Raw genomic sequence first — 13925 nt, 5'->3', positions numbered from 1 at the left:
GGCGGGTTCTTTAGTGGGGCGGGGCGAAGGCGGTCAGCGGCGGGCGCGGACGACCGTGCCGCCGGCCAGCCCGGCGCCGACGACGGTGCTGCCGGTGGCGGCCCGGGCCGGCTTGCCGATCGCCCGGCCGCCGCCCACCGGTTCGGCGCTGCCGGCCCCGGTGCCGGGCCGCAGCGCCCCGTTCGCGGCCGCGCCCCGGGACTCCTCCGGCGCCTCCGCGGACGTCCCGGCCAGCGCGGCACGCAGTTCCTCGGTGTCGACCAGCATGCTCACCGGCCCGGTCGGGTTCAGGTACAGCGCATGGCCCGGAGGGAGCTGGTCGACGAGGTCGGCCACCGGACGGCGGTCGTACAGCAGCCGGCCCACCGACTCCAGGTAGCCCTCCGAGGTGTAGACCGGGATCACCGGGGTGCCCTCGGGCGAGGCGGCGGCCAGCGGGGTGCCGGTCGCGGTGACCAGGACGGACACCTCGGCCCGCGCCAGCGCCTCGGTGACGTCCTGGCCGGGCCCGTAGCCGGTCGCGGCCAGCTGCACCGCGCGGTCCACCGGGTCGGCCGGCTCCGACCACTCCAGCATCTGCGGCGACGGCCGGTACTCCGGGTTGTCCCGCCACTCCTCGATCTCACCGGTCGGCCCGGACCGCCACTGCCCGATCAGCGCCCAGAGAGGCGGCGGCCCCTCGCCCTGCCACGTCAGGTCCACCAGGGCCAGCCAGTGGTCGGGCGCCTCGCGTGCCGCCTCGACGACCTCCGGCGGGGGCTCGGGCATGTCCTCGCCCGTCAGCGGCTCGCCCGCCGTCATCGCCGACTGTGTGCTCTCTTCCATGCAGCCCTCCGCCAACCCGCCGGTCCGTTCCTGCGCGTACGCGCGGGGCCCCGGAACACGAGGCTCTCGCACTGGCCTCACCCTGCCCACGGCCGGCCCCGACGTCTCCCCGACGCACCGTGCGGACGGGGCGGGTACGCCGCCTGGCCGTGCGGACTGCGCCCGTCCGGCGGACCCCCGCGCCCTTTTGGCGGACCGCCCAGCGCGGCGCGGGCCGCCGGGACCCGGAGCCCGCTGTCACAGGGGCCGCATAGGCTGGAGCGATGCAGGAGCAGTACCGCACGCTCGCGCGCGAGGGTGTCCACGAGATCGAGATCAACAAGTCCCGCTTCCGCTGCGCGCTCGCGCCCGTCGCGGACGAGACCGAGGCGCAGGACTTCATCGCGCGCATCCGCAAGGAGCACCCCACCGCACGCCACAACTGCTGGGCGTACGTCCTCGGCGCCGACGGCGGCGTGCAGAAGGCCAGCGACGACGGCGAGCCGGGCGGCACCGCGGGCGTCCCGATGCTGCAGATGCTGCTCCGCCGCGAGGTGCGCTACGTCGTCGCGGTCGTCACCCGCTACTTCGGCGGCATCAAGCTCGGCGCCGGCGGGCTGATACGCGCCTACGGCGGCGTCGTCGGCGAGGCCCTGGACGTGCTGGGCACGGTCACCCGGCAGCGCTTCCGGCTGGCCACGGTCACCGTCGACCACCAGCGGGCCGGCCGGGTCGAGAACGACCTCCGGACCACCGGCCGCGCGGTGCGGGAGGTGACGTACGGGGCGGAGGTGCGCATCGAGGTCGGGCTGCCGGAGGCCGAGGTGGAGGCGTTCCGCGCCTGGCTCGCGGACGCGACGGCCGGTACGGCCCGGCTGGAGCTCGGCGGCGAGGCGTACGGGGAGGTCTGATCGGGGGCGCGGCCTGCGGGGGAGGCGGCCGGGCGCGGCGGTCGCGGTGACGTCCGGTCCGCGGTCAGGCGGAAAGTCCGGTCCGTGCCGGTGCGCGGCGGTGCCGGGCGTGTCAGCCTGTGGCGCGGCGACCGGTGCCGCACCGGCGAGCGGCGGGGGCCAAAGCTCCGCCGTGCCGGCACGAGAAGGGGGCCGCCGATGCCTGAACTCCTCGACGAACGGGCGGGATTCGTCCGCCGGATCGGCCTGTTCCAGGCCACCGCCATCAACATGAGCCAGATGTGCGGCATCGGTCCGTTCGTCACCATCCCGCTGATGGTGGCCGCCTTCGGCGGACCGCAGGCGGTCATCGGATTCCTCGCCGGCGCCGTGCTGGCGCTCGCGGACGGGCTGGTCTGGGCCGAACTCGGCGCCTCGCTGCCCGGCGCCGGCGGCAGCTACGTCTACCTGCGGCAGGCGTTCCAGTACCGCACCGGCAAGCTGATGCCGTTCCTGTTCGTCTGGACGGCCATGCTGTTCATCCCGCTGGGGATGTCCACCGGCGTGATCGGCTTCGTGCAGTACCTCGGCTATCTGTGGCCGGGGATGAGCCAGGGGCAGGGCGATGCCGTCGGACTCGTGGTCACGGTGGGCATCGTGGTGCTGCTGTGGCGGCGCGTGGAGCGCATCGCCCGGCTCACCGTCGTCCTCTGGGTGGTGATGATCGCCGCTGTCGTCCTCGTCATCGTCGCCGCGTTCACCCACTTCAGCCCGGAGCGCGCCTTCACCTACCCCGCGCATGCCTTCGAGCTGACGGCCGGTCACTTCTGGGTGGGCTTCGCGGCCGGGCTGACCATCGGCATCTACGACTACCTCGGCTACAACACCATCGCCTACATGGGCGCCGAGATCCGCGATCCCGGGCGCACCGTCCCGCGCGCGATCATCGCCGCCATCCTCGGCATCATGGCCATCTACCTGCTGCTGCAGATCGGCACGCTCGGCGTCGTCGACTGGCGGGAGATGCTCGACCCGCACTCCACGGCGTCCTCCTCCGTCGCCTCCGCCGTGCTGGAGCGGGCCTGGGGCCCGGGCGCGGCCGGCGCCGTCACCGTGCTCATCCTCGTCACCGCCGTCGCCTCCGTCCTCACCGGGCTCCTCGGCGGCTCCCGGGTCCCCTACGACGCCGCCCGCGACCGGGTCTTCTTCCGCCCGTTCGGCACCCTCCACCCGCGCCACCGGTTCCCGGTGCTCGGCCTGCTCACCATGGGGACGGTGATGGCGGCCGGCTTCCTCCTGGGCCGGCACACCGACCTCGCCACCATCATCCAGCTGCTCACCACCGTCATGGTGATCGTGCAGTCGCTGGCCCAGGTCGCCGCGGTCACTGTGCTGCGCCGCCGCCGGCCGGCCCTGCACCGCCCCTACCGGATGTGGCTCTACCCGCTCCCCGGGCTCGTCGCGCTCGTCGGCTGGCTGGTGATCTACGGCTACGCGGACCGCAACGCGCCCGGCCGGCACCCGATCGAATGGTCGCTGGCCTGGGTCGCGGCGGGGGGCGTGGCGTTCCTCGGCTGGGCCCGCCGGGAGAAGGAGTGGCCGTTCGGGCCGAAGCGGATCGACGAGCGGTACCCGGACGAGGACGAGCGCTCCCCGGAGGCGGACGGGCCCGGCGACGGGCACCGGGACGGGCGCGGCGACGAGGGCGACCGCCCGGCCGGGGAGGAGACCGGCGCCGCCGGTGCCGGGGGATAACCCCACCCCGGGTCTCGTGGCTGCCGGATGGGAGTCCGGGCGCGTCCCAACCACCCTTGTCCCATGACCAGTTACCCACGACGCGCCCTCCTCCTCAGCCTCTCCGCCACGGCGGTCGCGGCCACCCTGACCGGCTTCGCCCCGCCCGCCCCCGCCGCCACCGGCGCGCCCGCCCCCCTCGCCTGGCGGCCCTGTGCCCAGCCCGGCGGCCCCGCCGGGCAGGAGTGTGCCGACCTGGCCGTCCCGGTCGACTACCGGAACCCGGACGGGCCCCGGCTGACCGTCGCGGTGTCCCGCCTCCGCAGCAACCGGCCCGCCGCCCGGCGCGGGACCCTGCTGCTGATCGCGGGCGGCCCCGGCGGTTCGGGGGTGCAGCAGCTCGCCGAGAAGGGAGAGGCGCTGCGGAAAGCCACGGGCGGGGCGTACGACCTGGTCGGTCTGGACCCGCGCGGGGTGGGCGGCAGCTCCACGGCGAGCTGCGGGCTGGCACCCGCCGACCGCTATCTGGTGCACCTGCGCTCCTGGCCCTCCCCGGACGGCGACATCACCGACAACGTCGCCCGCGCCCGGCGCGTCGCCGATGCCTGCCACCGGCACGGCGGCGCCGTCCTGCGCAGCTTCTCGACCGCCAACGAGGTCCGCGACCTCGACCGCTTCCGGCAGGCGCTCGGCGAGCGGAAACTCTCGGCCTGGGGCGTCTCCTACGGGACGTACGTGGGCGCCGTCTACGCCCAGAAGTACCCGGAGCACACCGACCGTTGGGTACTCGACAGCAACGGCGACCCCGACCCGGCGCGGGTCGAGCGGGGCTGGCTGGCGAACATGTCGACCGGCGCGGACGACCGGTTCCCCGACTTCGCCGCCTGGGCCGCCGACCCGGCCCGCGACAAGGACGGCCTGCGGCTGGCCGCCCGCCCCGAAGACGTCCGCCCGCGCTTCCTCGCGCTGGCCACGAAGCTGGACCGCGCGCCCAAGGCTTCCACCACCCCGTCCGTGCCGCTGACCGGCAACGTGCTGCGGCAGGCACTGCAGAACGCCCTCGAAAGCGACACCTCCTTCGCGCCGCTGGCCCGGCTCGTCCGGCAGGCCCAGGACCCGGCCGCCCGCCCCGTCCTGCCCGCCGAGCTCGCCGGACCGCTGCCCGACGCCGGTGCCGCCGCCATCGCGGCGCCCCTCTGCAACGACGTGCGGTGGCCCGCTTCGGCCCCCGCCCACCGGCGCGCGGTCGCCGCCGACCGCGCCCGCCACCCGCTCACCGCCGGGATGCCCGCGAACATCACCCCCTGTTCCTTCTGGAAGGACGCGCCGGACGCCCGGCCCACCAGGATCACCGACGACGGACCGTCCAACATCCTGATGCTCCAGAACCTCCGGGACCCCTACACCCCCTACTCCGGTGCCCTGAAGATGCGGCAGGCCCTCGGTGCCCGCGCCCGCCTGGTCACCCTCGACCACGGCGGCCACGGCGCCTACCTCGCCAACGGCACCGCCTGCGGCGACCGTACGGTCACCACCTTCCTCACCACCGGCCGCCGCCCGGCACACGACGTGCGCTGCACGGACCGCGCCACACCGCCCGCGGCCGGAGCCCGGTAGCGGACGGCGGGCCGCCGGCGGCTACCCTGGGCACGGCCGGCCGGCGGACACCGGGCGGCGCAACGGACGGCCCGGGAGGGGGAAACGTGCAGGTCGGAGCGGTCGAGTGAGACTTCTGCACACCTCCGACTGGCACCTGGGCCGGTCCTTCCACCGGGTCGGCCTGCTCGCCGCCCAGAGCGCCTTCCTCGATCACCTCGTCGCGACGGTGCGCGACCGGGACATCGACGCCGTACTCGTCGCGGGCGACATCTACGACCGGGCCGTCCCGCCGCTCGCCGCCGTCGAACTCTTCGACGAGGCGCTGCACCGGCTCGCGGAGCTGGGCGTCCCGACCGTGATGATCTCCGGCAACCACGACTCCGCCCGCCGGCTGGGCGTCGGCTCGGGACTCATGGCACGGGCCGGCATGCACCTGCGCACCGACCCGGCCGACTGCGGCACCCCCGTGCTGCTGCACGACGCGCACGGCCCGGTCGCGCTCTACGGCCTGCCCTACCTCGAACCCGCCTTGGTGCGCGACGCCCTCGGCGCGCCCCGGGCCGACCACGCGGCGGTGCTGGGCGCGGCGATGGACACGGTGCGCGCCGACCTCGCCGGCCGGCCGCCGGGGACCCGTTCGGTGGTGCTGGCGCACGCCTTCGTCACCGGCGGCGCGGTCAGCGACAGTGAACGCGACATCACCGTCGGCGGTGTGGCCTCCGTCCCCGCGGCCGTGTTCGACGGCGTGGACTACGCCGCGCTCGGCCATCTGCACGGCTGCCAGACCCTCACCGAACGGGTCCGCTACTCGGGTTCCCCGCTGGCGTACTCGTTCTCCGAGGCCACCCACCGCAAATCGATGTGGCTGGTCGAGCTCGACGCGGACGGGGCGGTGCAGGCGGAGCGGGTGGACTGCCCGGTCCCGCGGCCGCTGGCCCGGATCCGGGGGCCGCTCGCGCACCTGCTCGACGACCCGGCACTGGCCGGGCACGAGGACTCCTGGGTCGAGGCGACGCTCACCGACAGCGCCCGCCCGCACGAACCCATGGCCCGGCTGGCCCGCCGCTTCCCGCACGTGGTCAGCCTGGTCTTCGACCCCGACCAGGGGCCGGACCGTTCGCCGGCCTCGTACGCCCAGCGGCTGCGCGGCCGCAGCGACCAGGAGATCGCCGAGGACTTCGTGGCACACGTACGGTCCGGCCGCGCGGCCGACGCGCAGGAGCGGGCCGAACTGAGCTCCGCGATCGACGAGGTGCGCGCCCAGCAGATGGCGGCCGAGGGGGCACGATGAGGCTGCACCGGCTGGCCGTCACCGCGTTCGGGCCGTTCGGCGACACCCAGACCGTCGACTTCGACCGGCTCACCCGGGACGGCCTGTTCCTGCTGCACGGGCCGACCGGAGCCGGCAAGACCTCCGTCCTCGACGCGGTCTGCTTCGCGCTCTACGGGTCGGTCCCCGGGGCGCGGCAGAGCGGCCAGGCACTGCGCAGCGACCTGGCCGACCCGCTGACCCTCACCGAGGTCGTCCTCGAACTCACCGTCGCGGAACGGCGGTTGGAGATCACCCGGCTGCCCGAGCAGCCACGGCCCAAGAAGCGCGGCAGCGGCACGACCAGGGAGAAGGCGCAGAGCCGGCTGCGGGAGTTCGTACCGGCCGGGCCGCAGGAGCGGGCGGCCGGCGGCGACGGGCACTGGAAGGCGCTGAGCCGCTCGCACCAGGAGATCGGGGAGGAGATCGGGCAGCTCCTCGGCATGAGCAAGGAGCAGTTCTGCCAGGTCGTGCTGTTGCCGCAGGGGGAGTTCGCGCGTTTCCTGCGGGCCGACGCCGAGGCCCGCGCCCGGCTGCTGGGGCGGCTCTTCGACACCCGCCGGTTCGCCGCGCTGGAGGAGCAGCTGACCGCACGCCGCCGGGCCGCCGCCGACGAGGTCGCGGCGGGCGACGAACGGCTGCTGGCGCTGGCGCACCGGATGGCACAGGCGGCCGGCGGGACCGCGGACGCGGAAGCCGGCGACGCCGCCGTCTTCGCGGGACTGCTGCCCGCCGCGGACCCCGGCCGGCGTACCGCCGCCTCGGTCCCGGCGCAGGGCGGCGCCGCCGGACGGCGTACCGCGGGCACGGCCGGGCGGGTCGGCCGCGGCACCGGGGCCGCCCCGGCGGAGTCGGACGTGCCCGGGCCGGGCGAGCCGGGATTCGCGGACGCGGTGCTGGCCGGCGCCGCCGTCGCCCGGGTGACCGCACGGGAGCGGCTGGACATCGCCCGCTGTGCGCTGCACCGGGCCGAGGAGACCGAACGGACCGCGGCCGGCCGGCTGGCGGAGGCCCGCGAACGGCACCGGCTCCAGCAGCGGTACGCGGACGCCCGCCGCCGGGCCGATGCGATCGAGGCCCGGGCCGCCGAACGGGACGAGACCCGCACGAGGCTGGCCCGGGCCCGCGCCGCCGCGGAGGTGGCGCCCGCACTGGCGCTGCGCGACGCCGCCGGACGCGACCTGGACGCCGCCCGGCGCGCCGACGCGGAATGCCGCGGCCTCCTGCCGCCGGAACTCACCGACGCCGCGGGCGACCAACTCGCCTCGAAGGAACGGGCGTTGCGGGAGGAGCTGGGCTCGCTCGGGGCGGCCCGGCGGGCCGAGCGGCGGGCCGCCGAGATCGGCGCGGAACGGGGCGCACTGGACCGCGAGGCGCGCGCCGACGAGCAGACCCTGCTGGACGCCGACGAGTGGCTCGCCCAGTGGGACCGGGCCCGCCGCGCCCACCAGCAGCGCATCGAGACGGCCCAGGAGGCCGCGACCCGCGCCGAGCAGCTCGCCGCCCGCGTGGAACCGGCCGCCGAACGGCTCGCCGCGGCCCGCCGGCGCGACCGGTTCACCGAAGAAGTACGCGCCGCGGAACGGGAGTTGCTGACCGCGCGGGAGCGGTCCGCGGCCGCCCACGAGCACTGGCTCGACCTCAAGGACCGGCGGCTGCGCGGGATCGCCGCCGAGCTCGCGGCGGGGCTGACGGACGGCACGGCCTGCGGGGTGTGCGGTGCCACCGAGCACCCGGCACCGGCCCGGGCCGGCGCCGGTCACGTCGACCGCGCCACCGAGGAAGCCGCACTGGCCGCGTACCGCCGGGCCGAGGACGCCCGCCGGCAGGCGGAGCAGCGCTGCCAGTCGGCCAAGGAGGAACGGGCCGGCGCCGCCGCCACCGCCGGGGACTCCCCGGTGGCCGAACTCACCGCGCAGGTCGAGGAGTTGCGGGCCGAGCTGACCCGCGAGCACGCCCGCGGCGCCGATCTGCACGCCGCCCGCGAGGCGCTCGAACGCGCCGAGCGGGAGCACGAACGGCGCCGCACCGAGCAGCAGCAGGCCGAGCGCCGGGCCGCCGCCCGCACCTCCCGCCGCGAGGCACTGGACGCCGAACGGGCCGCCCTGGAGGAGGAGTCGACCCGGGCCCGCGCGGACTGCGCGAGCGTCGCCGAGCGGGCCGGACACCTGGAGCGGCAGGTGGCCCGGCTGGCCGCCGCGGCCGAGGCGTCCCGTACGGCGCACTCCTGCGCCGAGCGCCTCAAGGAGACCGACGCCGCGCTCTCCGACGCCGCCTACCGCGCCGGGTTCGACACCCCGCAGGAGGCCGCCGGAGCACTGCTGCGCGACGAGGAGTGGCGGGCCCTGCAACAGCGGCTCGACGACTGGCAGCGGGAATCCGCCGCGACCGAGGCGGAACTGGCCGACCCGGAGGTGTCCGCCGCGGCCGCCCTGCCGCCCGCGGACCCGGACGCCGCCCAGGCCGCCCACCAGCAGGCGGCGGCCCGGCTGCGGACCGCCGCCACGGCCCACGCCACCGCCGAGGACCGCGCCGCCGCACTCGACCGGCTCTCCGCGCGCGCCGGGGCCGACGCCCGGGCGCTGGCCCCGGCGCGCGCCGCCCACGACCGCATCGCCCGGCTCGCCGCCCTGGCCGCCGGCACGTCCGGTGAGAACGAGCGGCGGATGCGGCTGGAGTCGTACGTCCTCGCCGCCCGGCTCGAACAGGTCGCGGCCGCCGCCAGCGCCCGGCTGCACCGGATGTCGGCCGGCCGCTACACCCTCGTCCACTCCGACGAGCGGGCCGGCGGCACCCGCCGCTCCGGGCTCGGGCTGCACGTCATCGACGGCTGGACCGGCCGTGAGCGCGACACCGCCAGCCTCTCCGGCGGCGAGACCTTCTTCGCCTCGCTCGCGCTGGCCCTCGGGCTCGCCGACGTCGTCACCGACGAGGCCGGCGGCACCCGGCTGGACACCCTCTTCATCGACGAGGGTTTCGGCAGCCTCGACGAGCAGACCCTCGACGAGGTGCTGGACGTGCTGGACTCCCTGCGCGAACGCGACCGCAGCGTCGGCATCGTCAGCCATGTCGCGGACCTCAAGGCCCGCATCCCCGCCCAGCTGGAGGTCGTCAAGGCCCGCACCGGCTCGGCGGTACGGCACCACGTGCGGCACTGAGCCCGGGGGGAGGGCGGGGCGCCTCGGTCAGTGGCCGACCGGGCGACGCAGCAGCGGCGACGAGTACACCACGCTGGTGGTCACCGCGCCGAGCGCGCCGATCCGCCCGGACACCTCTTCCAGATGCTTCATGGAACGGGCCGCCACCTTGATCACGAAGCAGTCGTCGCCCGTGACGTGGTGCGCCTCCAGGATCTCCGGTGTCGTCTCCAGCAGATCATGGAACGGCTTGTAATTGCCGTTCGGGTAGCGGAGCCGTACGAAGGCCAGCACCGGCAGTCCGATCCGCTCCGGGTCGACCACGGCCGCATATCCCGAGATCACCCCGGCCTCCTCCAGCCGCCGGACCCGCTCGGTGACGGCACTGGCGGACATGTTCACGGCGCGGGCCAGCTCGGCGTAGCCCGCGCGGCCGTTGCGCTGCAGGACGTCGAGGATGCGCCAGTCGGTGGCGTCGGGGGAATATCCGGTCATCTGCGCTGTCTAGCAGTGGAATCCCCGGCTCGGCAAGGTTTCCGCCGGGGATCGTCACTTCTCGGCCGCCGCGGCGGACCATAGATTTACCGCCATGATCACTCAGCAGCCCCGCCCCGCCGGGCAGTCCCCGGCCGCCGCCCCCAGCCCCGTCCTCGCCACCCCGCCGGCCGCCCCGGCGGACGCCGCCGCCTACTTCGCCGCGCGGCTCGCCTTCCACACCGACGTCGCCGATGTGCACACCGCCCTCACGGCCGGCGCCCCGGACTTCGTCGTGATCGACTCCCGCAGCACCGCCGCCTGGGACCAGGGCCACGTCCCCGGCGCCGTCCACCTGCCCACCGCCCGGATCCCCGCGGACGCCCCGCAGCTGCTCGACCCGGCAGTGCCGGTCGTCGTGTACTGCTGGGGCCCCGGCTGCGACGGCGCCACCCGCGCCGCCCTCGCCCTGGCCCGGCTCGGTTACCGCGTCAAGGAGATGCTCGGCGGCATCGAGTACTGGATCCGCGAGGGCTACCCGACCGAGACCTGGCAGGGCACGGAAACCCGGCCGGCCGACCCGCTGACCGCCCCGATCGGCGCGGCGGACTGCGGCTGCTGAGCGGGCCGGGCGCGAGCCGGACGCCGGGACCCGGCGGTCCGGTACGGGCCCGGCACTCCCGTACCGGACCAGGGGGTCGCGTACCGGCCCCCGGCGCCGCGCGAACTCCCCTCAGAGCGCCGAGAGTTCGCTCAGGAGGTCGTCCAGGCCCAGGGAGCCCTGGGAGAGCGCGGCCATGTGCCAGGACTTCAGGTCGAAGTCGGCGCCGTGGCGGGCGCGGGCGGCCTCGCGGCCCTGGAGCCAGATGCGTTCGCCGAGCTTGTAGCCGATCGCCTGGCCGGCCATGCCCTGATAGCGGATGATCTCGCTCTCCACGAAATCGGCCGGGCGGCTGCAGTGGCCCGCCAGGAACTCGTGGGCCAGCTGCGGCGTCCACCGCTCGCCCGGGTGGAACGGCGAGTCCGCCGGGATCTCCAGCTCCAGATGCATGCCGATGTCGATGATGACGCGGATGGCCCGCATCATCTGCGCGTCCAGATAACCCAGCCGGCGCTCCGGGGTCGTCAGGAAGCCCAGCTCGTCCATGAGGCGTTCGGCGTACAGCGCCCAGCCCTCGGCGTTGGCGCTGACGATGCCCACCGTCGTCTGGTAGCGGGAGAGCGAATCGGCGACGTGCGCCCACTGCGCCAGCTGGAGGTGATGGCCGGGCACGCCCTCGTGGTACCACGTCGAGACCAGGTCGTACGCCGGGAAGCGGGTCTCGCCCATGGTCGGGAGCCAGGTGCGGCCGGGGCGGGAGAAGTCCAGCGACGGCTGGGTGTAGTACGGGGCGGCGGCGCTGCCGGGCGGGGCGATCCTGGACTCCACCCGGCGCACCCGCTCGGCGAGCTCGAAGTGCGTGCCGTCCAGGGCGTCGATCGCCTCGTCCATCAGCGACTGCAGCCACTGCCGGGTCTCCTCGACCCCCTCGATCGCCTCGCCGTGCTCGTCGCACCAGGCCAGCGCCTCCCACGGCGTCTTCGCGCCGGGCAGTACCCGCTCCGCCTCCTTGTTCATCTCGGCCAAGAGCCGGTGGAACTCCGACCAGCCGTACGCGTACGCCTCGTCCGCGTCGACGTCGGCGCCGTTGTAGTAGCGGGCGAGACGGGCGTAGCGTTCCCGGCCCACCACGTCCGGTGCGCCGGCGATGGCCGGGGCGTAGACGTCACGGAACCAGTCGCGCAGCTCCACCAGCGCGCCGGTGGCCACCTCGGCGGCCTCGGTCAGCTCGGCGCGCAGGGTCTCCGGGCCCGGCTCGGTGAACTCGGCGAACCAGCTGCGGTCGGTGCCGATCCATTCGCCCAACTGGCCGATGACCGTGGCGACTTGCAGCGGCCCGGCGGGCAGGTCGCGCTTGCGGCCGGCGTCCAGCGCGGCGCGGTAGCCCTCCAGGGCGGCCGGTACCGCCCGCAGCCGCTGGGCGATCGCCGCCCAGTCCTCCTCGGTCTCGGACGGGGTGAGCGTGAACGCCTCGCGGACGTGGTGCAGCGGCGAGCTGAGGTTGCTGACCGCCCGCAGGCCCTCGCCCGCCTCGTGCACCGCCAGCTCGGCGGTCAGCCGCTCGCGCAGCAGCCGCGCGCAGACCTTCTCGGTGGGGTGCTCCGCGCCCGGCCGGGCCTCCGCCTCGCTGAGCTTCTCCAGCGTCGTACGGGCGAGCTGGGCCACCGCTTCCAGGCCCGTCGGTGAGAAGTCGGGGAGCTTGGAGGAGCTCTCGGGAACGCCGAGGTAGGTGCCGATGATGGGGTCCAGCTCGACGAGTGCGTCGACATAGGCGTCGGCGACCTGGCGGGGCAGCGGCCCGCTCGCGGGAGTAGTGGTGTGGGGCATGCGGCCCATCCTCGTACGGATCGACCCGCCGCGTCACCATCAACAGCCCATACGTTCCTGTCGCTTTACGGCGTCATTGCCTTCGCGGGCCCGGCGGACGGCCGGCCGGGTGGTGCGCGCCACCCGGCCGGACCGCGGGGCGTGGCCCCGCCTCAGCGGCGGCCGGTCGCGTCCTGGATGTGCACGGTCTCGCGGGGCTCCCGCCGGGCGGGCGGGCCGGCCGGGCGCGCCGTGATCACCAGCGTGCCCTCCTCGATCTGGTAGTCCAGCGGCAGACCGAGGCCGCGCATCGCGGCCACCATGCCGGTGTTGGACGCCTGGGTGATCGCGTACACGCTCTCGCAGCCGGTCTCGGCCGCCATCGCCACCAGCCGGCGCAGCAGCTCGGCGCCGATGCCGCGCTGCTGCCAGGCGTCCTCGACCAGCAGGGCGACCTCGGTCTCGTCGCCGTCCCAGAGCAGATGGCCGAGCGCCACCAGCCGGCCGGACGCGGTCTCCACCGCCAGGGTGCGGCCGAAGCGCGGGCTGAGCAGATGGGCGAGGTAGCGGTCCGCGTCGCCGACCGGGCCGTGGTAGCGCAGCGCGAGGGTCCGCGTCGAGCAGCGGTCGTGCATCTCCCGGGCCGCGGCCAGATCGGCGGGGCCGGCCCGGCGGACGGTGATCTCGTTGCCCTCGGGCAGGGTCAGCACGTCCCGCCGCGGCGGGACCCGCTGGCCCAGCCGGGCGTCCAGCTCGACCAGTGCCCGCACCCGGGCGAACTCGGTGGGGGTGAACGGCAACTGCGGCCTTTCGATCGTGAGTGAACCCCCCCAGGGGTCACGGAACTTCATCACATGGTCCTCCAGCACGCCCTCCGCGGGCACCTGCTCGGCGAGCGGCTGCCCGGTCAGCGACCGGGCGGGCACCGAGTGGATCGTGCAGCGCCCCAGCAACTGCCGTAGCGACAACGGGAGTTCGGCGGAATCCAGGGCCGTACGGGTCGCCAGCCCGAGCATCCGGGTCGGTGCGTCGACGAGGTCGTGCGCATCGGCCCGCTCCAGCCAGCTCCGGGCACCGCCGGCGCCGGTCACCGTGCGCGTGAGCTCCGCGGGCGTCAGCGGGGCCGGCGCGCGCAGCAGGAACTCGTCGACGGTGCCCTCGGACAGCGGGTGGGTCTGCAGGCTGAGGATGTCCACCTGCCGGGCGGCCAGTGCCGTGCACAGCGCGGCCAGGCTGCCCGGTTCGTCGCGGACCGTGGTCCGCATCCGCCACAGCGTCGTCTCCCGGCCGGCGGCCCGGGGGGCGGCGCCGGCGGGGGACGGCGCCGTGGCGCCGGTATCGGTCGGCGGCGGGGCGTGGTCGTGGCGCCGTGACCACCAGACGTGGAAGCCCGCCGTGGCGAGCAGGGCCACCGCGAAGGCGCACAGCAGCCCCGGGCCGGACGGGCCGTGCGCGACGGTGTTGGCGACCGCGTCGGCCACCGCGACGGCCGTGAACAGCGCCGCCAGCTCGACGAGCTCCCGCCGCCAATGGTGACGGCGGGAGGATGTGGCAGAGGTTGCTTCAGTCAT

The 13925-nt window shown here is 75.6% G+C and carries 10 protein-coding genes; 6 read left to right on the top strand and 4 right to left on the bottom strand.

Going from position 1 to position 13925, the window contains the following annotated elements; translation table 11 throughout:
• Positions 1–33: 33 nt before the first annotated feature.
• Positions 34–825: a type VII secretion system-associated protein gene (locus AB0E02_RS28425; RefSeq protein WP_362144096.1), complete on the bottom strand. Its 792-nt coding sequence runs from the start codon at positions 823–825 to the stop codon at positions 34–36.
• Positions 826–1088: 263 nt separating this feature from the next.
• Between AB0E02_RS28425 and AB0E02_RS28420 the strand changes: the two genes are divergently transcribed.
• From AB0E02_RS28420 to AB0E02_RS28400, 5 genes are all read left to right on the top strand, one after another.
• Positions 1089–1715: a YigZ family protein gene (locus tag AB0E02_RS28420; protein WP_362144093.1), complete on the top strand. Its 627-nt coding sequence runs from the start codon at positions 1089–1091 to the stop codon at positions 1713–1715.
• Positions 1716–1913: 198 nt separating this feature from the next.
• Positions 1914–3449, top strand: a complete 1536-nt coding sequence (locus tag AB0E02_RS28415; RefSeq protein ID WP_362144091.1) for an APC family permease — start codon at positions 1914–1916, stop codon at positions 3447–3449.
• 63 nt (positions 3450–3512) lie between these two features.
• On the top strand, positions 3513–5045 hold the full coding sequence (locus AB0E02_RS28410; RefSeq protein ID WP_362144088.1) for an alpha/beta hydrolase: 1533 nt from the start codon (positions 3513–3515) through the stop codon (positions 5043–5045).
• Between the two features lie 106 nt (positions 5046–5151).
• Positions 5152–6318, top strand: coding sequence for an exonuclease SbcCD subunit D (locus AB0E02_RS28405; RefSeq protein ID WP_362144086.1), 1167 nt, complete (start codon positions 5152–5154; stop codon positions 6316–6318).
• Positions 6315–9494 (top strand): SMC family ATPase, encoded by a 3180-nt coding sequence (locus AB0E02_RS28400; RefSeq protein WP_362144084.1) that lies wholly within the window; start codon positions 6315–6317, stop codon positions 9492–9494. The genes AB0E02_RS28405 and AB0E02_RS28400 overlap by 4 nt, the downstream gene beginning before the upstream one ends.
• A 27-nt stretch (positions 9495–9521) precedes the next feature.
• On the opposite strand, the gene AB0E02_RS28395 is transcribed toward AB0E02_RS28400, so the two are convergent.
• Positions 9522–9968 carry an Lrp/AsnC family transcriptional regulator gene (locus tag AB0E02_RS28395; RefSeq protein WP_201810976.1) on the bottom strand — a complete coding sequence of 149 codons (447 nt, stop codon included), beginning with the start codon at positions 9966–9968 and terminating at the stop codon, positions 9522–9524.
• A gap of 94 nt (positions 9969–10062) precedes the next feature.
• Between AB0E02_RS28395 and AB0E02_RS28390 the strand changes: the two genes are divergently transcribed.
• Positions 10063–10569: a rhodanese-like domain-containing protein gene (locus tag AB0E02_RS28390; RefSeq protein ID WP_362144079.1), complete on the top strand. Its 507-nt coding sequence runs from the start codon at positions 10063–10065 to the stop codon at positions 10567–10569.
• Positions 10570–10680: 111 nt separating this feature from the next.
• Here AB0E02_RS28390 and AB0E02_RS28385 read toward each other — a convergent pair whose 3' ends face one another.
• The gene (locus AB0E02_RS28385; protein ID WP_362144076.1) at positions 10681–12375 is read right to left on the bottom strand and encodes a DUF885 domain-containing protein; all 1695 of its coding nucleotides are present in this window, start codon (positions 12373–12375) and stop codon (positions 10681–10683) included.
• 152 nt (positions 12376–12527) lie between these two features.
• A complete protein-coding gene (locus tag AB0E02_RS28380) occupies positions 12528–13925 on the bottom strand; it encodes a GNAT family N-acetyltransferase (protein WP_362144074.1) in 1398 nt (465 codons plus the stop codon).

The organism is Streptomyces sp. NPDC048196, assembly GCF_040652715.1.
GTDB classification, from domain to species: Bacteria; Actinomycetota; Actinomycetes; order Streptomycetales; family Streptomycetaceae; genus Streptomyces; species Streptomyces siderophoricus.
This window is presented reverse-complemented; position numbering and strand designations above follow the sequence as displayed.